Genomic DNA, 21,594 nt, shown 5'->3' with positions numbered 1-21,594 from the left:
GGTTAATTTAAGCAAAAGGGTGGGTCATCCTGCAATGGATGCCCACCCTTTGAACAATTTCTGGTTGCTGTTAGAACCGATGCATTTGCGTTTTCAACAATTTACGCGCAAAGTGTATCCGGCTTTTAATGGTGCCGAGTGGTTCATCAAGCATTTCAGCAATTTCGTGGTACTTGAACCCGTCGAAGTATAACAGGAAAGGGTTCCTGAATATTTCGGGCAGGTTGTGTATAGCATGCTGAATGTCTTTTAACCTTAAAGTGCTTTCCGCTTCATTGGCAGTTACTGCCTGGTTGTGATTAAGCAGGAAATCATTGGGGTACTATCAAAGATAGTATTCTGCTTAGCCTTCCTGCGGTAATTATTGATAAAGATATTACGCATGATGGTATACAACCACGCTTTGATGTTGGTACCAACATTGTACTTATCCTTATTGGCTAAGGCCCTGAATAAAGTTTCCTGAAACAAATCTTTGGCAGCTTCTGTATCACGTGTAAGCGTAATAGCGAAGGGTTTTAAAAACTCTGCATTGTTCACCAGCATTTGGTTAAATTCTATCGTCGACATGGCTTCAATATTTACTTCCTAAAAATAAATCCACCCCAAATTTAAACATTTGTTTAATTCCGGAGGGTATCATTGTTGATTAAGATATGTTAAATATCCTAACATGTAATAAATCAATTAGTTAGGTGATGCCTAATTTTGCTCTACACTACAGATCAGGATGCCGAAACATACTCCAATACCTCGGTCAGGGACCTTTTCAGGTGCATTCCCGGGGGTATTTTTTTGAACCTGGTTTGGGCCATTTGCCCTGAAATCACGACGGGCATTTGTGGCATTTTGTGGTGTACCTGGTGAAAGAATTTCTCGAAATGGAAATTACCAGCCATGGAAGTGAGGTGGGTATAGAGGTAGTCGGGTTTCTTAAGATTGGTTATGAACTCAAGGTCACGTAAAGGCACATTTGCACCGAGGTAAATAACCTGTACGCCGCGATTCTTTAATAAATAGTACATGTAAAGCAGGCCCAGTTCATGGTGTTCGCCTTCGGGCAGGAAGAGGATCACCGTTTTATCCAATACCATGTGTGAGGTGGTACTTTCGATGCCAACGATGAGTTTTTGCCTGATCACATTTGATACGAGGTGTTCCTGGGCGGGGTTGATATGGTTGGTAAGCCACAGTATACCGATCTTATCCAGGAAGGGGAAAATGAGATAACTGATGGTTCGGTCAATGCCCCGGGCTTTAATATAATCGTTGAGGATGTCTTCAAATTTATCAATATTCAGGTCGACCATGCATTGGAGCATATCATTTACGAGTCGTTCCTGTTGTGCTTCGACATGGGAAAGGGAAACTATTTTCTGTCTCACCTCGTCGGCGTTCATTTTGTCGATATGGGAGATCTTGTATCCGTATTTATTCAGGAGGGCGATGTTTAGGATGGCTTTGAGCTCATCGTTGTTGTAGTAGCGGATATTGGTCTGGGTGCGTCGTGGTTTTAGAAAGGAGTATCGCTGTTCCCAAATTCGGATCGTGTGGGCTTTGATGCCAGACAGATTTTCTAAATCTTTAATGGTAAACGCATTCATAGTAATTCGGTAAAGTGTTTAAGCTTTGATACGCTAATCTTAAACCTGTAATCAAATATAATAAAAATTAAGTCAAAAACGACTATTAACCAATTGTTTACAAATACACCTTTTGTGCTAGTCTTTTGGGGATTGAGTAGCCTGGCGGCAAATGAACAGTTGGAAATCAACATTATGCGGCCTTATATGAATGTACGGGATAACTACCCCTGCTGGTTTTAGGGTATGCACGAAAATATAAAGTCGTACAAGTTTAGGTACAAAAGTGCTATTGAAGGATGACTGATTAATTGATTGCTGATTACTGATTATTGGGCTGAGGAGGGATTATTGATTACTGATTATTGGGGCAGGGAACCACTCTTTCAAATGGCTCACAGCCTGTTGGGGGTATATTGGTGGTTAGGCCGGTTTATTGGAAAAAAAGTTGAATCATTTCCTGGGATCGCCATTCGGAATCGGCTGTATCGAGCATGTCGTGTAATTCTTTTTAATTCACGTTGGCTGAGGAAAAGTTTCAGTCCATCGCAAGGGGTAGGAATGATGATGGATTTGATGCTGGGATCGGTAGCGCTATAATCGTCGATCCGGCAATCTTTGATCCATTGTACAAAATCGCAAAAATCGGGTGTATATAGGTTGATCAGCACGTTACCATATCCCACCTGGAAGTTTTCACAATGGAGGCACCGGATGACATAGCCTACTTTATCGTCATAAAACAAGGTCTGGTACTGGCACATATAATATGGATTTAATTGTTATGACTATTATAAGGTGTTAATAAAATGGGTCCATTCGGGTAATTCAGGGGATCCTGGTTTGCGCTTTCAAAGAACTGAACAATGAGTTCACCTGCGGCATCAAATACTTCAAGGGAATGTACAGGTCCATCGGTGGTGGGCTTTTTGACGGCCCAGGTTTCGGCTATGTGATCAAGGCGCAGGTGAAGGTTGAAGGCAGGGTCCATGACGTTGATCCAACCGGGTATTTCTACGATCTTATTGACGGGGCCGGTATGGATCTGAATATTTCCGTGATTGGCTACAAATACCATGATCTCCAGGCTGGTATTGGAAGCGTGTTCCAGTAATCGTTTTACGCTATCGTTGGTTACCTGCCGGGTAAACTCGCCAGCCACTTGCACGGCATAATGGCGGGAAATATTGTAATTGCGCAGGAGGGGAAAGAAATCGTGGGTATCCTTGAGTTCGCCCCAGGCTTTCACAAAGGCCGGGATATCGGCCTTTTCGTTGGCATATACAGGTGGCTCGGGGGCAGGTAATATATTTAAACTGGTTGGTTGAAGGGCTTGTTGGAAATCACGAACGAGGTGATCGAAAGCTGTTTCATCGCTATTGGGCTGGAGGTAAATTTTGATGATGGCTACGCCCTGGTGGTCGAATACCTGGAGGGATCTTTTGAAGCCTGCGGCTTCATTATCAAATACAGCAAAGGCGAAAGCCCAACAATGGAAAAGCATGCGGAGGTCGATGTCCTTCCCTACCACTACGCCTACGTGTTTGCTGTTGACGCTTACTTCTTCAAATATACCCTTGCGCTCATGGACGCAGGATTCGTTGCGGGTAAGCACCATCAAATAACCCAATTGGGGTAAGCGTTTCCAAAGTTCGGCAAATTGTGTATTGAGGTGGATGACGCTGCTACCGGCAAATGAAGCGAGTATTCCGGCTTCGGTTGTTTCGAGTTGCCTGGCTGCATCGCGGATACGCACGCGGGGATTTTCTTTGTGAAAATGTATCCATTTATCTCTTAAGGAAATATTGGTTGTAGTACTCATGTCTTTATTGGTTTACAGATCTTACTAAAACAGGTTTGATTTTATGTGTAGCGGGAACGAGGATAGGGAAATCATACTCGTCATATTCCAGCACATTTACTTCGATGTCGTAGGCTTCGGCAATAAAGGAGGGTTGTAATACCTGGCGAACGGAGCCTGTAGTTACCAACCTCCCCTGTTTCAGGAGGAGGATGGAATCGGCAAACTGGGCTGCCAGGTTAAGGTCATGGAGGATGACCAATATGGTAAGGCCTTTGCGGGCCAGTTCCTTTGCTTTGGCTAAACACAATTGCTGGTAGAGACAATCCATACTGGCGGTAGGCTCGTCGAGCAAGAGTGCCTTATTATTGTTGTGCGGACTTTTATCTGTCAACTGGGCCAGCACACGGGCCATTTGTACGCGTTGCTGTTCGCCCCCGGAAAGGGTTTGGTAGGCACGGATGGCCAGGGAGGCTACCTGCATTTCTTCCATGGATTGGTGAACAATTACTTTATCAAGGGCTGTGGGTTTATTGGTAAAATGGGGATAGCGGCCCATCATCACAATCTCTTCGCAAGAGAAAGGCAGGTTGGCAGGATATTGTTGTGACAGGACAGCACGCTTATGGGCCAGTTGTCGGAAGGATTGTTGGTGCAGATCATCCTGGTTGATCAGGATTTTTCCTGCAGATGGTTTTTGTTCGCCCGACAGTATTTTTAATAAGGTGGATTTGCCGGCGCCATTTTGTCCCAACACCACGGTAAGCTCACCGGGGCGAAGGGTAAAGGAGAGTTTGTGCAGGATATTTTTCTGCGCCACCTTGTATGATATGTTCTGTACGGTGATCATGATATGATGTGACGCAATTGTTTTTTTGTTTCAGGAGGAGGGCAATGAAAACGGGTGTTCCCAATATAGCGGTAACGATGCCGATGGGTAATTCGGCGGGCGCTATCAGGGTTCTGCTGACCACATCGGCCACGGTAAGTAAGGTAGCGCCCAGCAATGCGCAATTGGGCAATAGGGTGCGATGGTCGCTGCCAGCCACGCTGCGCAGCATGTGGGGCACGATGAGGCCCACAAAACCAATGATACCAGCCACGGCTACGGATGCGCCAACGGATAGGGTAACCAATATAATGATGCCATTTTTCAACTTCTTTACGTTGATACCCAGGTAAGCGGCTTCGCTTTCGCCCAGTGCATAGGCATTTAATGATTTGCCCAATACGGGCAATATGGCCAGGGGTAAGATGATAAAGGGTAATAAGGATAGTACGGTTGTCCAACTGGCGCCGCCGAGGCTTCCCATGGTCCAGAAGGTAGCGGTGCGGAGTTGTTCATCATTGGCTACATAAGTAACGAGATCGGTCAATGCACGGCAAAGAGCACCAATGGCTAAACCAGCGAGCAATAAAGTGATGATGGATGATTTGCCACCTACCCTGGACAAACGAAATACGAAGAAGGAAGTGAGGCAAGCGCCCACAAAGGTCATGGTATTGAGTAAATAATATCTTGGAATGAGGGCGTCTATGTGCAGCATAGGCTGTGCAGACAGCAATACGATGACGGCTACGGCGGTAAGGGAAGCGCCCCAGGAAATACCTATGAGGGCGGGATCGGCCATGGGATTGCGGAACAAGCCCTGTAAAGCGGCACCAGCAACAGCGAGGCCTGCTCCTATGAGTACGGCCATTACGACGCGGGGCAACCTGATTTGCCAGAGTACATTGGCCATGCCTTCATCATAAGGAACGGAGAGATGGATACCCACTTTGTCCAACAGGATGGCCACTACCTGCTGGGAAGTGATGGACATAGCGCCGATGCCGGCCGCTGTAATAACAGCCGCCAGGAGCAGTATGATCAATGACATGGTGAGCCACTTAGGGTTCATTGTATTTTTTATGGAGTTCGGCAATAGCTGCGGGCAGGCGTAAGCCAAAGCCGCTGAGGAACTGTCCATCCATGGAAATGATCTTTTATTTTTACCTGCGTTCGTAGCTGTTATGCCTTGTACGGTCTGTAAGCCATCGGGGCCGCCCACGCTTTGCAGACCGCTATCGAACAAGAGGATGACATCGGGATTGGCTGCCACGAGTGATTCAGCAGAAAGGGGTTTGAATTGGGCAAAGCCGGTAATGGCATTTTGTGCACCGGCCAGTTGTATCATGTGGTCGAGGGCGGTACCGGTACCAGATACGGTCATGGAGCCCGTGCCACGGGCATAGATGAACAGTACTTTTTTTCTTGAGGGGTGTAATTTTCAACGCAGCCAGTTGCTTATCAAAGGTAGCTCTTAGGACTGCGGCCTGAGTGGTAGTGCCGGTAGCTTGGGCAATATCTTGTAATAGCTGGCGGGTACCATCGGCGCTGTAGGCAGCTGTTAAGAGTTGCACTTTTATTTTGGCCGCGGTTAGTTGTTCGATCACTTCCTGCTTCATTTCGTTCTGGATACCCAATACGAGTGTAGGTCGCAATGCCAGGATGCCTTCGGCAGAGATGGTCCTGTTATGGCCTACTTTGGGCTTTTGTTGTAGGGAAGCGGGGTAATTGCTGGTTACATCCACACCTACAATTTGTGGTTCGAGTGACAGGGCGCAGAGCATTTCGCTAATAGCGCCGCTTAGAGAGACTATGCGTTGCTGGGCACAAAGAGACGATGAGCTAAGAGATGAAAAGAGGAAAAGGAGAAAAAGAGGAAGAAGGTATCGTTTTTTATTGGGCATTGGCTGTGCTTGATGAATGGTCAATAGTGGATCGTTTGCCTGGATGTGTTGTGAGGGGGCACAACTCACGGTTGACAACTGACAATTATGCTTTCTTTACGAGTTTGTATTCAATTTTAGGGTTACCTCTTACGCCGCCATCGGAAGGATGGAAGGAGATGAAGCGCAGTTTGTATACATTGCCAGCCGCATCTTTAATGGCATAGAAACGATCGGTTTTTACGCCAATGGGGGCTGTGTATTACGCCAGTTGCCACCAATAACCACTTTATTGCCGCTAAAGGAGGTAGCTGGTATATTAGCTTCGGCATAGGCATCGAAAGACACGGTACTGGTCAGCACTTCTGCCGCCTGTACACCTCCGAGATAATTGATGTATACATAATCAGAATAGGCATAAGGAATGGTGGGGCTTGCCTTGTAGGTAGTAACAGTCCAAACGATATCCCAATTGGCTTTTACGGGTTCCACATTTACCAGGGCATTGCTTTCGAGGGATGCGTATTTAAAGTTATAGTTGCCATCCTTGGTAATGTCGATGGTTTTGATGGTGGTCTCGGACAGTTTAGCATATTGGAGCTTGTAATTAGCCCCATTGCGGGTAATGCGGACCTTGTACCAATCGCGGGGGCAGCCACCATTCCATTAGAAGGCTTCAGGATGTATATTTTATTGTCGGCATCGGTAGCAGATACAGCGGGGATTACGGTTTTTGTCAAATCGCCATCCACGTCATCAATGATACTGAATGTACCGGCTCCCTGTCCCAGGGCAAGGGCATCGGCAAAACCGGTGGTATCGGCTACGGTAACCAGGGAAAGGTCGGTTTTATTAATGGCCTTCGCAGTGGCTGCGGTGGTATTGTTGATGATGACGCGAAAATCGGTACCGCTGTAGAAGCCAAGGTCCCAGGAGGTGCGTTTGGCGGAATCCTGTTTATCGGTACTCATATCAAGGTATACTGAATTAGCTGCATTGGCGCCACCAGCCCCACCGTTGAGGGTTTCGGTTTTACCATCGGATGGCGGCGGTATGGTGATCTTATCATCTTTACTACAGGAAGCCAGGGCAATGGAGAAGGCTGTGCAAAGTAACAGATGGGAAAGTTTCAATTTAGTAGACATTCATTATTGGTTTTAGTAGATATATCGTATTAATGTTTTGACCATTGGAAGTTGATGCCCGCAAAAAGGAAGTGCCATAACCGGTAAGTACGGGACCTCCTGTACTGTGGGCGCCCCTGAGGGCGCGGTATTTTGCAAACGCTTTACATCAAATAGGTTCTTAGCCCCTGCCTGTACGGTGATGTATTTCCAAACTTTTTGGGTAATGGTAATATCGGCCCAGTGGTAGGATTCCAGTTTGGATAAGAGGATATCGCCACTGACGTTCAGTACGTAGGAAGGAAGGGCCCCATTGAACTTATAGAACAGACCTACCTGTGTACCCAGGCGTGGAAGGCGGTAGGTAATATTGGAGTTGACTTCGGGCGCCCAGGAAAACTCTGTATGATCGCCCTTGCGCGATTGATCGCCTGCATAGGCATTGTAGTAACCAATATAAGAAAGACCGAGTGTAGCAGTCAGGTTTTCCCATTGCAGGGTATTTTCCAGGGTACCGCCCACAGTTTTGTAGCGGGTGTTGTTGAAGTAAGTGGTCACCTGGCGGGCTGGATCAAAGGCCATGTCGATGAAATCGTGGTAATCGTTGTAGAAGCCTGTTAATGCGGAGGTAATGTTTACGCTGGCCGTTTTCGACTGTTGCCAGGTGATGGACCCAATGAAGCTATTGGAGTATTCTGCTTTCAGGTTGGGATTGCCTTCAATGCTGTGGCTGGCATCATGAAAGTTGAAATAGAGTTCGCGCAGGATGGGTGCGCGGAAACCGCGAGCATAAGATAAGCGCAGGTCGAGGTTTTTATTCAGGATGAATTTGGTATTGAGTGATGGTATCAGTGGTGGTGCATCATAGATGGAATTGTTGCTGAAGCGCACGCCGGGCCTGATCAATAGACGGGCGGTTGGTTTCAATTCGGCAGAGGCAAACAGGGAGAAGTCGGTAATGGAAGGGGTACCGCTGATGCGTTGTCCACTTGTTTTATCGGTCTTTAGTTCAACACCCGGCTGAACGGAAATAGCCGGTGATAAACGCCATTGGGCAGTAGTGCGTGCAAAGAAGGTGTTGAATTTAGAAACATCCCAAAAGCCATCGCCCTGGGCAACGGTTTTGGTACCGGCGCGATAGTCGATGGAATAGGATTCGGTATTGCGTTTGTAATGCTGGTAAGAAACAGCGGTATTGATGTTGAGCTTTCCATTGACGGTCCAATCGGCCTGTGCCTGGTGGGTGTAGCGATTGGTAATATAATATTTATCGAGGCCGGAGTAGCTGGTGGTAAACATGGGGCCGGCAGCAAAGAGTTCTTCGTTGAGGTAATCGAGGCGGTACCAGGCATGGAGTTTTTTGAAACGGTAGCCAATGGTAGCACCGGTCATCCATTGTTTTTGGGTTTCCAGGTTTTGGCGGGATAAGGGGCGGTATCATTCCAGCCGCCAAAGTTATTGCGGGTACCCCAGGCCGATAATTGCCAGCCATTGTGTTGCCAGTTAAGGCTTAAGTTTTCATTGTGGATGCCTTCTATGGCAAAGGGGCTATAGCGGCTGCCGGTTGTTTCTTCCTGTAGGCGGACATTGATGGTAAAGTTATCGGTGCTTTTACCTTTTTGGTAATGATGTTGATCACGCCGGCCAGGGCATCGGTGCCATAGATGACGCTCATGGGGCCATCGACTATTTCAATGCGCTCAATGGTATTGATATCAATCTGTCCAAGGCTTTGTTTGGTAGCATCTCTATCGATGAGGGGAACGCCATCCAGGAGGACTTTTACACGCTGGCCACCCAAGCCCATGATCCTGGTATCGCTTTCGCCTAGGGTATAATCGGTTTCGATGCGTATGCCCAATTCGTTGTTCAATACGCCGGCAATATCGGTGGCCCCGCGCAGGGCTATGCGCTCGCGGTTGATGGTGCGGACCCTGTACACGGAATTCTTTACGGACTGAGGGCATACTGACCTGTTACCACCACGTCCTGTAAAGGTTTCCAGGAGAGGGTATCGGGCCGGGTTTGTTGGGCCGATGTGTAGATGCATAGGCATAGCATCACACACACCAATATAGGGTGCTGCCGTAATTTCTTACAGTCATAATAGGTTATTTATTCCCTTGCGTACCGCAAGGAGACATGGCTGTTACTAAGGTAGTACAGCAAATGTAGACCGGAGCCGGGCGGGATGTTTACTCAAACAGGAAAATGGAGTTGCGCGATGGGGAAAAGAATCGTGAATCGGCAATCGGCAATCTTTTGCGTTAATAGCTTCGAGGGATGACAATCGACTAATTATAGCCTAACAAGGCTACTTAATGCAACAGTAACTCACAAGGTTTGAGGCCGGTGTGTTTTTTGAATGCGGTGGAAAAATGGGAGATGGAGGAATAACCCAGCATCATAGATACCTCTGTTACGCTGAGTCCTTTTTCATACAGGAGGTAGCGGGCATGTTCCATACGCTGGCTTTGATAAAAATCAAACACGGTGGTACCGAACAATTCTTTGAAGCCTTTCTTGAGGTAGCATTCGTTGATGGCCACCTTGCGGCTCAATTCTTTAATGGTGATGGGCTCACCGATGTGTTGGAGTAATATTTCCCTGGCGCGTACAATCTTTTCGCGGTCGGCGTCATTGGCCAGGAACTTACACTGGAAGGTTTCAATGGCTTTTTCGCCTTTGTCTTCACCCAGCATGCACTCTAAACTGTACAGGAGGAGCATTTGTACCTGGGCGTTGATGTAGATATTTTCGAGGCTACCGGTATAGGAATGGTTGAGGAGTGCTTCCAATACCATACGGGTGCGGCCACAGAGAGGCAAAATCTTAGAGAAGGAAGAAGGATGGGTAAACTGTAGGATATTGTCATTGATGTTTGCCTCATCGTCCTGGCGCCGGGGCTTCTGGAACTGGGAGAGGTGAACAGGTGCAAAGCGGAAACTAAGTACATCAATGCTATCGACCCTGTCATTGCAATTGCGGGAAGCACCGAGCTTGCACTGATCGCATTCGGTTTCTTTCTCGTGGCAATACACATTACCCGATACGCAGAACCGGAGTTCTACATAATTCTTAGTGGGTTCATTCTTCTTATAATGGTAGACCATCATGCCGGCATCGTCTACCGCCCATTGGGAATGTTTGCGGTAACGGCTGATCACATACTGTACGGAACCAGGAATTTGTTGTTCCTTTTCATACAGGAGGTCTAGCTGTCCCTGCATCATGGGTTGCTTGTACGCAAATGATAATATGTCGGGCGGTTGTAACATGATGGTGTGCAAAATTACAGTTACAACGTTAAAGTTCCTAAAAGGTTTGCGCCTGTTCAAGTCATATTAATGTCATAGTGCATTGGGAGACAAAGAGTCATGGGGAGTGACAGAAATGGAATAGAAGTCTGAAAGACCGAAAGACGGGAAGTCCGGAAGTCCGGAAGTCCGGAAGAAAAACAGCAATACAACACTGTATTTGTATTACTTACTGACTTATGGACTTTACTGACTTTTCGGACTTAATCAAAGCTTTGGTTGCTGGAGGCCGCCAGTTTCAGGAGGCGGTCGTATTGTTCGGGGTCAGGTCGTTGTAGAAAAAGTAAACAGGATCGAGGTGGCGGCCGTTTTTGTTGACCTCGTAATGACAGTGGGGTCCGGTGGATTTACCAGTACTGCCTACCCATCCAATAATTTCGCCTCTTTTTACTCTTTGGCCGGCTTTTACTTTGATGCGGAACATATGGCCATAGAGGGTTTCATAGCCATAACCATGATTGATAACCACGTGGTTACCATAACCTGTACCGGTATTGGCGGCAGTGCGGACCACGCCATTGGCGGTAGCATAAATGGGCGTACCCTGGGGGCGGCAAAATCGAGCCCATTGTGGAGCTTCACGGTTTTGTAAACGGGATCGATGCGGTAGCCGAAACCAGAGGCCACGCGTTTGAGTTCGGAGTTGCTAACTGGTTGAATTGCAGGTGTTGAGGCCAGCAGTTCTTCCTTATTTTTATAAACTCGGCAATTTCATTGTAAGACCTTTCCTGGGCGTTGATGCGATTGGACAGGTTATTGATGGTTTCCACGATGGAATTCTCCAGCTGGAAGTTGGCCATACGCATAACCAATTGGTTTTCTTTCTGTTGGGCTATTTCCTTGGCGCGTACGCTATCGGGGATGGGATCGGCTTCAAAAATGGTGCGGTATACTTCGTTGTCGCGCTTTTCCAGTTCGGTGATCTGTTGTTGGATCTTTTTGGTGCGTTCTTCCAGTACTTCAAATTGTTGTTGGAGTTCCTGGTTATCGGCAATCAACCTTTTTCAGTAGCGGAAGGGAAATAGCGGTAAGCAATGGAAACAATGATGATGGCAGTAACGATGGCAGCTGATATAAAACCTAATACCCGCAGGAGTTTTACCCGCAATGGTGTCTCCAGCTTTTCGTAGCGGAGGGTGTTGGTGTTATAATAATATTTGATCTTTTTCATGCAGCGTGCCCGGGGCGAAAGGGTTTGTTTCCATCATTAAAACAGTCTTAATTCAATTACCTTTGCACCACGTTAATCAGGGCTAAGGCTACAAACCTACACGAAAATGTTGATTTTTGCCGATTACGTAGTGGAAGCTTTAACGTTTCGAGTTCGGGATTTAGTGTTCCAGGTACTGATTGATTAAAAGGGTAAAGTGTAGCGGTTAGTGACGATGCCACGTACCGGCCATTTACTGTCCGTCTTTAATAGTGATTCACGACTTAACAAAGATTGTTCCGAATATATGACAACGATGACGAGTGCCGAAATCAGGCAGCATTTCCTGGATTTTTCCGTTCCAAAGGCCATACTATTGTTCCCTCTGCGCCTATTGTGGTGAAGAATGACCCTACGCTTTTGTTTACGAATGCGGGGATGAACCAATTCAAGGATTATTTTTGGGTAATAAGGAAGCGCCGCATAACCGGGTAGCGGATACGCAAAAATGTTTGCGGGTAAGTGGTAAGCACAATGACCTGGAAGAAGTAGGGGTAGATACGTATCACCATACGATGTTTGAAATGCTGGGCAACTGGAGTTTTGGCGATCCTGCCAATCCCGGGGCCGGTTATTTCAAGAAAGAAGCGATTGCCTGGAGCTGGGAATTGCTGACGGAGGTATTTAAGTTGCCTAAAGACCGCTTGTATGTAACGGTATTTGAGGGGGATAGCAAGGAGCAATTGCCCAAAGATGAGGAAGCGATCAATGAATGGAAGCAATGGATCGCTGAAGACCGGATACTGCTGGGGAATAAGAAGGATAATTTTTGGGAGATGGGCGATACGGGTCCTTGCGGCCCCTGTACGGAAATCCATGTGGATTGCCGGACGAATGAAGAACGTCAACAGCAGGCCGGGAAGGAACTGGTGAATAATGATCACCCTCAGGTGATCGAGATCTGGAATAATGTGTTTATACAGTTTAACCGCCTGAAAGATGGTAAACTGGAAGCGCTGCCCGCTAAACATGTGGATACAGGAATGGGCTTTGAGCGCCTGGTACGGGTATTGCATGGCAAGCAATCGAATTACGATACGGATATTTTCAGTGGCACCATTGAAGCTACGGGGAAGATCGTTCATAAAAAATATGATGCCACAGACAGTAAGGAAGCGATTGCCTTTAGGGTGATCGCAGATCATATCCGGGCAATCAGTTTTACGATTGCTGATGGGCAACTGCCTTCCAATACGGGGGCGGGGTATGTGATCCGCCGGATCTTGCGCCGGGCCGTACGTTATTATTATACTTACCTGGATTATAAGCAGCCTTTGTTGTTCCTACTGGTGCCGGTACTGGCGGAGCAGTTCAAAGGGGTATTTTCCGAACTACAACAACAGGTTGACTTTGTGGGTAAGGTAGTGAAGGAAGAGGAAGAAGCCTTTTTGCGTACGCTTGATAAAGGACTAAAGAAGATAGATGAACTGGTAGCACAGGCGCAAAATAAAACGATCAATGGGGCGGCGGCTTTTGAGTTGTATGATACTTATGGCTTCCCAGTTGACCTGACGCGACTTATAGCCAGTGAGCAACAGCTTTCGGTAGATGAAGCCGGCTTTGAAAAAGAAATGCAGCAGCAAAAAGAAAGAAGCCGGGCTGCTACGACTTTAGATACGGAGGATTGGGTAAATATTTATGAAAGCAAGGGGCAAAAATTTGTGGGTTATGGACAGTTGAAGGTGCAGACGAAGGTGGTGAAGTACCGGAAGATCAAGGCCAAGGGAAAGAATCGTTTCAACTGGTGCTGGAGACCACGCCTTTTTATGCAGAAAGCGGGGGACAGGTAGGTGATACAGGGCAGCTTTATTTTGATGGAGAGATTGTAGGGATCACGGATACGAAGAAAGAAAATGACCTGATCGTTCATTTTACAGATAGATTACCGGTAAACATTACAGCGGTGGTGGATGCACAGGTAGATGCAGAACGGCGCCGTAAGATCATGGTGCACCATTCGGCCACGCATTTGTTGCATGCTGCGCTGCGCAAAGTACTGGGTACGCATGTGGCGCAAAAGGGATCGCTGGTGAATGATGAGTACCTGCGTTTTGACGTTTCGCATTTTGCCAAGATCACAGAAGAGGAATTGAACCAAGTGGAAGGGTTGGTGAATGAGAAAATACGGGAAAACATCCCGGTGGTGATCAAAGAAATGGGTAAGGAAGAAGCGATGCAATCGGGCGCGATGGCGCTGTTTGGTGAAAAATATGGTGATGTGGTAAGGGTAGTGACGATTGATCCCAACTATTCGGTGGAGTTGTGTGGTGGCACGCATGTGGGTGCTACTGGTGAACTGGGTATTTTGAAAATAAAGCTGGAAACAGCGGTAGCTGCCGGGGTGCGCCGGATTGAAGCTGTGTGTGGTGCAGCAGCTGAAGGGTTTATCAATGAGCAGTTTGGATTGCTGCGGGGTGTGCGGGAATCGCTGAAAAACCCCAAGGATATTATTAAAGGGGTGGAAGGGTTGTCGGCTGAGAATGCTGAGTTGAAGAAGAAGCTGGACCACCTGGAAAACAGGATGCTGGTGGGTATCCGGAATGAATTGCTCACGAAAGACGCCATCATCAATGGGGTAACTTATATCGGTGAAATTATAGAGGTGAGCAACCCGGATGCTTTGAAGAAAATATGCTTTGATCTGAAAAATAACCTGCACGATTATGTAGTGGTGTTGGGCGCCAATATTGGTGGTAAACCGTTTGTTGCCATTGGTATTGCCGATACGGTGGTGGCAGCCCGTAACCTGGATGCCGGCAAGATCATTAAAGAGCTGGTGGCTCCCTGATCAAAGGCGGTGGCGGGGGTCAGAAGAACCTGGCTACTGCCGGTGGTCAAGATGCCGGGGGTTGAAGGCGGTGATGGAGAAGGTGAAGTCATTGTTATAGTCGGGAAGACCGAAAGACGGAAAGTCCGGAAGATCAGCAGGTAGGAAAACAGCTGCGAGCTACGAGCTTTGAGCCAATAGCGTGGCCAACAAGATAATTTAAAAGGGTGAGCCGCCTTGGCCAAGGCGACCCGCCCTTTTTCATTGTTGCACCATGCAAATACGCTTGTATCCCGCCTGATTCCTAACAATCTGTTAAAGCCGGTACCACACTTCCGAAATTTTTCGTATTTCAATTATTTCCCTATATTTGAAGTACGAAGGTCAACGTAGTTCTAATCATTAAATAAACAAAACGATGCGCAGATATTTCTTACCCCTCACCGGCCTGGCAGCTTTGCTGCTGATACTGAACCAGCCGGTAGCTGCACAAGATGACAAGAGCGGCGAAAAAGCAAAAACAAGATCAAGCAATATGATGAGATCATCATCCGCAAAAAGAGTGATAAGGATGGCAAGGTAGTGGTTGAGATCAAGGATGGCGAAGTTACTATTAACGGAAAGCCGCTTAGTGATTTTGAGGATGAAAATGTGTCGGTACGCAGAGGCCGATCGGGCTCTGCGCCGGGCAGTTATTCGCCTTTCCGGAGTAATGGCGGCACTTATAGTTTCAATAGTGACAACCTGAATTTTGATTCGTTCATGAAGGATGGCAACAGGGCCTTCCTGGGTGTATCGACGGATGATAGTAAGGAAGGAGCGAAGATCGATGAGGTGACGAAGGGAAGTCCGGCTGAAAAAGCAGGTTTGAAAAAGGGGATGTGATCACCAAGATCGGCGACCAGGGTGTGTTCAGTCAGGATGATGTATCGAAAGAGGTAAAAAAGCATAAAGCGGCTGACAAAGTGGTTATTACTTATAAACGTGAAGGCAAGGAACAGAAAACCACGGCTACGCTGGGTAAAAGATCAGCAGCGGCTGGGCTGGCTTTGGGCAATATGGAAGGTATGGCAGCCCCCAATATAGAGATGCCCAACTTCAATTTTAACTGGGACCAGGAGGGCTCGGGTCCGCGGGTATTGATGAGCCGGGGTCCACGCCTGGGTATCAAAGCACAGGATACAGAGGAAGGCAAGGGGGTGAAAGTATTGGATGTGGATGATGAATCGGCTGCGGCCAAAGCGGGTATCAAAGAAGATGATATCATCACCGAGTTTAATGGTAAAGTGGTTAACAGTGCGGATGAGCTGGCAGAAGCTGCGCGTGAATCGCGGGAAAAGGCTTCTGTAACGGTGAAACTGACGCGTGATGGAAAATCTCAAACGGTGGAGATCAAAACGCCCAGGAAGCTGAGAACGGCCAACCTGTAATCATTCTGCATGACAGCACTATAGGGCCTTCCGGGAAACCGGGAGGCTTTTTTATGAATACAGCATTGAGAATGGCTGGCGCCGCCCGATGGGAGGGACTAAGTTTTTGGGGTCTGTGCATTAGCATCTTAGGGGTGGGGAAAGGGCCATCAGGCAAGAGGGGATTACCTGATTATGAAAGGATGGGAAATCCGCCTTTTATGAGGTATTTTTGTGGGCTTAGCAGACGTTAAAAGACTATGGCTGAATTGCAAGATACCATGTACGAAATAGTAGTAGGGCTGGAGGTGCATGCGCAGTTGCTGACAGAAAGTAAGTTATTCTGTGGTGACAGTGCGGCTTTTGGGGTGCACCCAATACGCATATCAGTGCTATTACGTTGGCGCATCCGGGCACGCTGCCCAAGCTGAACAAAAAAGCGGTTGAATATGCCATCCGGATGGGGCTGGCTTGCCACAGTGAGATCAGCCGGAATAATTATTTCGCGCGTAAGAACTATTTCTACCCTGACCTGCCGAAGGGATACCAATTGTCGCAACACACTACGCCGGTATGCATTGGGGGCCGGGTAACGATCCGTACGGGTGAAGGGGAAAAAGGGATCCGGCTGAACCGTATCCATATGGAGGAAGATGCGGGTAAGAGTATCCATGATGCTGATCCCGAAAGTACTTGTGTAGATTATAACCGGGCGGGGGTACCGCTAGTTGAAATTGTAACAGAGCCAGATATCAGGAGTGGTGATGAGGCTTATGCTTACCTGACGGAGTTGAGGAAGCTGCTGCGCTACCTGGCCATTTGTGATGGCAATATGGAAGAAGGGAGTATGCGTTGTGATGCGAATGTTTCGGTACGAAAAAAGGGGATACAAAGCTGGGTACCAAGGTAGAAGTGAAGAACCTGAACTCAATCCGCAATGTGAAGAAAGCGATCGAGTTTGAAGCGCAAAGGCTGATCGGGTTGCTGGAAACGGGAGAACCTATTATTCAGCAAACGAGAAGTTTTGACGCAAGCAATGGAACTACTTTTGCTTTGCGTACGAAAGAGGATGCGAATGATTACCGGTATTTTGCGGATCCTGACCTTACGCCTTTCCGGGTAACGGAGGATATGCTGGCGGCGATCCGGCAGGATATTCCTGCACTGCCGGAAGAACGGATCGCGCGGTATGTATCTCAATTGCAATTACCGGATTACGATGCGCGGGTGATATGTGATGAAAAGGAAACAGCAGATTATTTTGAAGTGGTAATTGAACATACGAGCAATTATAAAGGGGCTGCGAACTGGATGCTGGGGCCTGTCAAATCGTGGCTGAATGACAACAATGCCTCGATCGATACCTTTCCCCTCCCCGCTCCCACACTGGCTGCTTTGATTGGATTGGTAGATAGTAATCAACTGAACTTCTCAATAGCTTCGACGCGGGTATTACCAGCCTTATTAAAATCGCCAGGTAAAGCACCGCTGGAAGTAGCCAAAGAGCTGAACCTGTTGCAGGATTCGGATGAAGGGAATGTAGCGGCCTGGATAGAAGAGGTATTGAATAAGATGCCAGATAAAGTGGCTGAATACCAGAAAGGCAAAAAGGATTGATGGGGCTTTTTGTGGGGAAGTAAAAAAAAATATCGAAAGGAAAAGCCGACCCCAAACTGACGAACGATATTCTGTTAAAAAAATTACAATCGTAACTAAATATGAAATACCCTTTGCGCTGGCTCGTACTGGCAATCATGGTGACGCTGACGGCCTGCTCGGAAAACGATAAAAATGTACTGGAAGTTAAAGGTTCGATGGAACATGTAGAACAAATAGCGGCCAACTACCCAGGTGTGGTGGATAATGGCAAGGTGAAGCTGTCGCTCTATGAGATTCCCTTTGGTGGCGATAAAGCACAACCAGTATTATTAGATACAATTACGATCCCTGTTACGCAAAAATCATTTCGTTTGAAGGGGGCGGCACTTATCAATGGGGGCTTTATAATATTGCCATTGGGGAAGGGCCTGTACTGCCACTGATCAATGACAGTAAGTCGATTACGGTGGATATTGATTTTGCAAATAAAGCGCGGTTTTATACGGTAAAGGGTTCTCCGGCGAGTGAGCAATTGAAAGATTTTATTTTCACATATAGTGACCAACGGAGTACGGTGGAAAAGCAGATGCAGGCGTTGGACAGCCTGAAGCAGTTTCAAGCCGGGGACAGTTTGATATTGGCTGCTACGAATAAGAAGAACCAGGCGATGAATGAACTGAATGGGTTCCTGAAAAACTTTCTGAACAATGCCAGTCAGTCAACGGTAGCCTCCTTTGCTTTGGGACGCGCGGCTCAGACTTTGCCGATCACAGACTTTGAAGCCTCGCTCAGTCAATTAACGCAGAAGTTTCCGCAGGACAGTAACCTGACTGACCTGAAAAAGAAATATGAATCGTTCAAAGCGCAGCAGGAAGCAAGATCCAGTGCAGGTTCGTGGGTGGGTAAGGCTGCGCCCGAGTTGGTATTGCCTGATGCCAGTGGAAAAACATTGCGTTGTCTTCCTTCAAAGGAAAGTATGTGTTGGTTGATTTCTGGGCCAGCTGGTGTGGCCCTTGCCGGGATGAAAACCCCAATGTGGTGTTTGCGTACAATCAATTCAAGAACAAGAACTTTACGATACTGGGTGTATCGCTCGACAAAACAAAGGACAAGTGGTTGGAGGCGATCAAAAAAGATCAGTTGGACTGGACGCATGTGAGTGACCTGGCTTATTGGGATAGTAAGGCGGTGCATACCTTCGGGTTTCAAGGAATTCCCTTTAATGTGTTGGTAGCTCCTGATGGTAAGGTGATTGCGCAGGGATTGCGGGGTGAAGCGCTGGAGAGTAAACTGCGAGAAGTACTGCAATAGGAATCGCAGATTACGCAGATCAATGGTAGATTTCGCTGATTGAAATGCAGATTGAATCGCGGATTACACTGATTAATCGCTGAATATGCAGATTAGTTGTAGCAGGTAACAGGTTGAAAAGGTAATAAGATTATAGAATAATAGAAACGACTCACTGGAAGGTGGGTCGTTTTTTTGTTCCTGTACCTAAAGCATTGGGAGGGTGAGGAAGGGGTAGATGATGGGGGAGTATGCCCGGAACCTGACCAGAGTACCCTTACAAACAGCCCGGGGACCAAGTCTCTATAAGGTCTCTAAAAACTCTCTGAAAGGTCTCTAAAATGTCTCTGTAAGATCTATCCTCTATTTTATTTCGTAGATAGGTTTAAGTGGAGGGTGGCCCCACAGAAATCCAATTATTGAAACCAAAAGCTTAGGATATGGCAAAGAATATATCTGCTGTTTTTAAGTTCAAGGGAACGCTGGGGAATGTAACTTATGTGGACAGTCCAACATATGGTCCTCATACACGTATGGAGCGTGGTACTTATACGCCTATTTCGCTTAACAAGACGATGAAGTTTTGCAAGGACAAGCTAATGACCTGCAATAAGCAAGCCAAAGGGATCTTTGATGCTTTAAAGGATGAGCAACGGGATGGCAGTTTGTGGTGGCGGTTGTTGTCTGTTTTTTCAAGCAGGCCAAAGCAGGTTTAAAGCCGCATGTGGGCATGCTATCGGGACTGGAATGTGATGCGAAACAACCCTTGGATAGGTTACTGGGAGTTTGTTACCAGGTAGGGGTTGAACGTGGGAGTAAAACACTGGAGATTACGATTGTACTTGATAAAGCCCCAAAGAAAAATGATGTGAAGAAAATGACGCATTACCAGTTGCAGGTGGTTGTGTTGTATCCTTCTTTTGCCAAGGGGGTGTGCGCAAGGAAATCGCTGCTGGTTCGATGACGCCCTTTTCAGAGGAGCCTGGAGCACTGAAGCTGGAAGTACCTGCGCCTTCGGCTACAGCCCCCTATGTAGTGTTGCTGGGGGTTACGGGAGGTACTTATGTAAAGCGGTTTTATGAGGTGGCTAGTTACCGGGGGCTGAAGGTGGTGGGGACTAGCTGAAACGCGGATTATAGGGATTTGAGAGGGATTTCACAGATAGAAACAGGATGGAGTGCAGTTTATTCAGGTAACAAGTACACTTAGTACATTTCCTTTCCCGTGACAAGCAGGTCTTTCGCAATACAGCGCGCTTGCATCAATTAGGTGCTTCTTTCTTGCGCCTGTTATGGGATTTTGCAAGATCAACTGCCTTGAAAATAATAAAGCCATCCGTAAAGGTGGCTTCAGTATTTTTAATACAGGCACAAGATGCCATCACACAAACCCGCCCCTCAATCTTGCGCCAATTTTTTTTTTTGGGGGGCTAAAATGATGTATTCTTCTCGGATAATAGGCTGTCGATAGCTGTGAATGTTATTACTGAAATTAGGTAGGTTAAAAACGTATATTTTGGCTAATAACGTCATAACGAATGATCAAACCTATGAGTGCCATTAAACAAAAGGACTGTACTATAGCATTGGGTCTCCTAAATTTTATAAAAACCGTTCCATTCCTTTTGTAAACTAAATATGATATAACGGGAAAAATGGAACAAAGTGCATTGGCTATGATTATATAAATCAGATAATCATGCGACAATTCTTTTCCTTCAAAAATTATGTTTCCCTGTTTGTTCAAATAAAGTAGCATCATGGATAACCAGAAACCAAGGTTGGCAACAATGAAGCTTATTTCTATTTTTTTCAACCACTTATAATTTTGTATTTATCGAATTCTGGCTGTCTTACTCCAACCTTTATGACTGTCTTTATTTCGGGAACGTTCCCCAAGATATATACCTGCCCCAATACCACCTGTCCTTTGTACACCTATAAGTGGAGCAGTGCTACCTGTTCCTAAAAAGAAACCCGCATCAAGCGACCAGAATGGGACATTCAAGGATTGGCTCTTATTCCTAACCCTCCGTTATAATCTCTAACCCATGTTTTGAGCCCTTTAAAAGCCTGGCTAACTTCAGTAGATGGTTTTTGCATAGGACGTTCTCCTACAGAAAATACGCTATCAGGTTTAGTTTTTCCCATGAGATTTTTGTGCCGTATTCTCCGTACCCCATTTTAGTTTCTGTTTCTACTTTTTTATACATTTCAATTACAGAAGTTGCTGAGATTGTAGATTTATCAATTGTCCAGTTTTGGCCTCCATCTTCCTTCGCCGTCACAGAAATCTGTAACGTTTCTGTTGTGGTTGTAGTGTTTACAGTCTTAATTTCATTACCTTGTTCATCCATTGAGAAATTCGTAATAGTTGTATTGGTTACTAATTGAAATTGATGTGAGTATTTGGAGTGTCCCTCTTTATCATCGCTCACTACTGTATATGTCAGGTATGCAGAGGACTTCACTAGTGACTGCGTACTATCAGGTTCCATGCCTGAAGGATCGTTGAAGTTTATTGGATTGTCAAAGGCATATACATAGGGGCTCCACGAATGAAATTTATCCGCCAACGGATCCACCACATGCCACCTGCCAATCTGCGCATCATACATCCTGGCCCCATAATCATACCATTCCAAACCACTACCATCACTAAACTCCTTTTCTTGCCATTGTATTCGTACTTGTTATCCAGTTTACCAATGGCTTTGGAGGATATCCCTGCCATAGTCAATCCAAACGGATAGTAATGCGTTTCCTCGATGATAGGACCGGTA

At 46.7% G+C, this 21,594-nt stretch carries 28 protein-coding genes and 2 pseudogenes; 12 read left to right on the top strand and 18 right to left on the bottom strand.

From position 1 onward, the window contains the following. Positions 1-70: 70 nt before the first annotated feature. The 17 genes from RS881_RS04650 to RS881_RS04575 form a co-directional block, all read right to left on the bottom strand. Positions 71-232, bottom strand: coding sequence for a sigma factor-like helix-turn-helix DNA-binding protein (locus tag RS881_RS04650; RefSeq protein ID WP_315825028.1), 162 nt, complete (start codon positions 230-232; stop codon positions 71-73). Between the two features lie 50 nt (positions 233-282). After that, a complete protein-coding gene (locus RS881_RS04645) occupies positions 283-570 on the bottom strand; it encodes a sigma-70 family RNA polymerase sigma factor (protein ID WP_315820006.1) in 288 nt (95 codons plus the stop codon). A 155-nt stretch (positions 571-725) separates the two neighbouring features. After that, positions 726-1,604: a MerR family transcriptional regulator gene (locus RS881_RS04640; protein ID WP_315820005.1), complete on the bottom strand. Its 879-nt coding sequence runs from the start codon at positions 1,602-1,604 to the stop codon at positions 726-728. Between the two features lie 374 nt (positions 1,605-1,978). Then, complete coding sequence (locus tag RS881_RS04635; RefSeq protein WP_315820004.1) at positions 1,979-2,347, bottom strand: DUF6686 family protein; 369 nt, start codon at positions 2,345-2,347, stop codon at positions 1,979-1,981. A gap of 11 nt (positions 2,348-2,358) precedes the next feature. After that, entirely contained in the window at positions 2,359-3,405 is a 1,047-nt protein-coding gene (locus RS881_RS04630) for a hemin-degrading factor (RefSeq protein ID WP_315820003.1), read from the bottom strand. A gap of 4 nt (positions 3,406-3,409) precedes the next feature. Next, complete coding sequence (locus RS881_RS04625) at positions 3,410-4,204, bottom strand: heme ABC transporter ATP-binding protein (RefSeq protein ID WP_315820002.1); 795 nt, start codon at positions 4,202-4,204, stop codon at positions 3,410-3,412. Further along, positions 4,152-5,597, bottom strand: a complete 1,446-nt coding sequence (locus tag RS881_RS04620; RefSeq protein WP_315820001.1) for an iron chelate uptake ABC transporter family permease subunit — start codon at positions 5,595-5,597, stop codon at positions 4,152-4,154. The genes RS881_RS04625 and RS881_RS04620 overlap by 53 nt, the downstream gene beginning before the upstream one ends. After that, positions 5,494-6,141: a heme/hemin ABC transporter substrate-binding protein gene (locus RS881_RS04615; RefSeq protein ID WP_315820000.1), complete on the bottom strand. Its 648-nt coding sequence runs from the start codon at positions 6,139-6,141 to the stop codon at positions 5,494-5,496. Before RS881_RS04615 ends, RS881_RS04620 begins: the two co-directional genes overlap by 104 nt. Positions 6,142-6,202: 61 nt before the next feature. Next, entirely contained in the window at positions 6,203-6,316 is a 114-nt protein-coding gene (locus RS881_RS59005; protein ID WP_484557653.1) for a hypothetical protein, read from the bottom strand. Between the two features lie 20 nt (positions 6,317-6,336). After that, positions 6,337-6,588, bottom strand: coding sequence for a hypothetical protein (locus tag RS881_RS04610; protein WP_315819999.1), 252 nt, complete (start codon positions 6,586-6,588; stop codon positions 6,337-6,339). A 2-nt stretch (positions 6,589-6,590) separates the two neighbouring features. After that, positions 6,591-7,241, bottom strand: coding sequence for an HmuY family protein (locus RS881_RS04605; RefSeq protein ID WP_315819998.1), 651 nt, complete (start codon positions 7,239-7,241; stop codon positions 6,591-6,593). Positions 7,242-7,253: 12 nt separating this feature from the next. Beyond that, positions 7,254-8,612, bottom strand: a complete 1,359-nt coding sequence (locus RS881_RS04600; protein WP_315819997.1) for a TonB-dependent receptor plug domain-containing protein — start codon at positions 8,610-8,612, stop codon at positions 7,254-7,256. A 142-nt stretch (positions 8,613-8,754) separates the two neighbouring features. Further along, positions 8,755-9,162, bottom strand: a complete 408-nt coding sequence (locus RS881_RS04595) for a TonB-dependent receptor plug domain-containing protein (protein WP_315819996.1) — start codon at positions 9,160-9,162, stop codon at positions 8,755-8,757. Between the two features lie 376 nt (positions 9,163-9,538). Further along, positions 9,539-10,510: a helix-turn-helix domain-containing protein gene (locus RS881_RS04590; RefSeq protein ID WP_315819995.1), complete on the bottom strand. Its 972-nt coding sequence runs from the start codon at positions 10,508-10,510 to the stop codon at positions 9,539-9,541. Between the two features lie 265 nt (positions 10,511-10,775). Beyond that, the gene (locus RS881_RS04585) at positions 10,776-11,051 is read right to left on the bottom strand and encodes a M23 family metallopeptidase (RefSeq protein ID WP_315819994.1); all 276 of its coding nucleotides are present in this window, start codon (positions 11,049-11,051) and stop codon (positions 10,776-10,778) included. Positions 11,052-11,115: 64 nt separating this feature from the next. After that, a complete protein-coding gene (locus RS881_RS04580; protein WP_315819993.1) occupies positions 11,116-11,535 on the bottom strand; it encodes a hypothetical protein in 420 nt (139 codons plus the stop codon). Then, complete coding sequence (locus RS881_RS04575) at positions 11,532-11,708, bottom strand: hypothetical protein (RefSeq protein ID WP_315819992.1); 177 nt, start codon at positions 11,706-11,708, stop codon at positions 11,532-11,534. The genes RS881_RS04580 and RS881_RS04575 overlap by 4 nt, the downstream gene beginning before the upstream one ends. A 375-nt stretch (positions 11,709-12,083) precedes the next feature. Here RS881_RS04575 and alaS point away from each other — a divergent pair. From alaS to RS881_RS04505, 12 genes and pseudogenes are all read left to right on the top strand, one after another. After that, positions 12,084-13,537, top strand: a pseudogene (alaS, locus tag RS881_RS04565) (alanine--tRNA ligase). Further along, positions 13,492-14,535 (top strand): alanine--tRNA ligase-related protein, encoded by a 1,044-nt coding sequence (locus RS881_RS04560; RefSeq protein WP_315819990.1) that lies wholly within the window; start codon positions 13,492-13,494, stop codon positions 14,533-14,535. Before alaS ends, RS881_RS04560 begins: the two are co-directional and overlap by 46 nt. Before the next feature lie 397 nt (positions 14,536-14,932). Then, a complete protein-coding gene (locus tag RS881_RS04555; RefSeq protein ID WP_315819989.1) occupies positions 14,933-15,097 on the top strand; it encodes a hypothetical protein in 165 nt (54 codons plus the stop codon). Beyond that, positions 15,097-15,399, top strand: a complete 303-nt coding sequence (locus RS881_RS04550) for a hypothetical protein (RefSeq protein WP_315819988.1) — start codon at positions 15,097-15,099, stop codon at positions 15,397-15,399. The genes RS881_RS04555 and RS881_RS04550 overlap by 1 nt, the downstream gene beginning before the upstream one ends. Continuing rightward, positions 15,396-15,944, top strand: coding sequence for a PDZ domain-containing protein (locus RS881_RS04545; RefSeq protein ID WP_315819987.1), 549 nt, complete (start codon positions 15,396-15,398; stop codon positions 15,942-15,944). The genes RS881_RS04550 and RS881_RS04545 overlap by 4 nt, the downstream gene beginning before the upstream one ends. 239 nt (positions 15,945-16,183) lie before the next feature. Then, positions 16,184-17,000: pseudogene (gatB, locus tag RS881_RS04535) on the top strand (Asp-tRNA(Asn)/Glu-tRNA(Gln) amidotransferase subunit GatB); the annotation flags it as partial. 54 nt (positions 17,001-17,054) lie between these two features. After that, positions 17,055-17,540, top strand: coding sequence for an Asp-tRNA(Asn)/Glu-tRNA(Gln) amidotransferase subunit GatB (locus RS881_RS04530; protein ID WP_315825026.1), 486 nt, complete (start codon positions 17,055-17,057; stop codon positions 17,538-17,540). A gap of 101 nt (positions 17,541-17,641) precedes the next feature. Beyond that, positions 17,642-17,965, top strand: coding sequence for a hypothetical protein (locus RS881_RS04525; RefSeq protein WP_315819985.1), 324 nt, complete (start codon positions 17,642-17,644; stop codon positions 17,963-17,965). Between the two features lie 535 nt (positions 17,966-18,500). Beyond that, positions 18,501-18,833 carry a TlpA family protein disulfide reductase gene (locus RS881_RS04520; RefSeq protein WP_315825025.1) on the top strand — a complete coding sequence of 111 codons (333 nt, stop codon included), beginning with the start codon at positions 18,501-18,503 and terminating at the stop codon, positions 18,831-18,833. Between the two features lie 419 nt (positions 18,834-19,252). Beyond that, positions 19,253-19,528: a hypothetical protein gene (locus tag RS881_RS04515; RefSeq protein WP_315815930.1), complete on the top strand. Its 276-nt coding sequence runs from the start codon at positions 19,253-19,255 to the stop codon at positions 19,526-19,528. Between the two features lie 8 nt (positions 19,529-19,536). Then, positions 19,537-19,776, top strand: coding sequence for a hypothetical protein (locus RS881_RS04510; RefSeq protein ID WP_315815929.1), 240 nt, complete (start codon positions 19,537-19,539; stop codon positions 19,774-19,776). Then, the gene (locus RS881_RS04505; protein WP_315819984.1) at positions 19,773-19,937 is read left to right on the top strand and encodes a hypothetical protein; all 165 of its coding nucleotides are present in this window, start codon (positions 19,773-19,775) and stop codon (positions 19,935-19,937) included. Before RS881_RS04510 ends, RS881_RS04505 begins: the two co-directional genes overlap by 4 nt. Positions 19,938-20,925: 988 nt before the next feature. On the opposite strand, the gene RS881_RS62525 is transcribed toward RS881_RS04505, so the two are convergent. Continuing rightward, positions 20,926-21,456 carry an RHS repeat-associated core domain-containing protein gene (locus tag RS881_RS62525; RefSeq protein WP_527250384.1) on the bottom strand — a complete coding sequence of 177 codons (531 nt, stop codon included), beginning with the start codon at positions 21,454-21,456 and terminating at the stop codon, positions 20,926-20,928. Positions 21,457-21,594 lie beyond the last annotated feature (138 nt).

It is taken from the genome of Paraflavitalea speifideaquila, assembly GCF_032395985.1.
GTDB lineage: Bacteria > Bacteroidota > Bacteroidia > Chitinophagales > Chitinophagaceae > Paraflavitalea > Paraflavitalea speifideaquila.
This window is presented reverse-complemented; position numbering and strand designations above follow the sequence as displayed.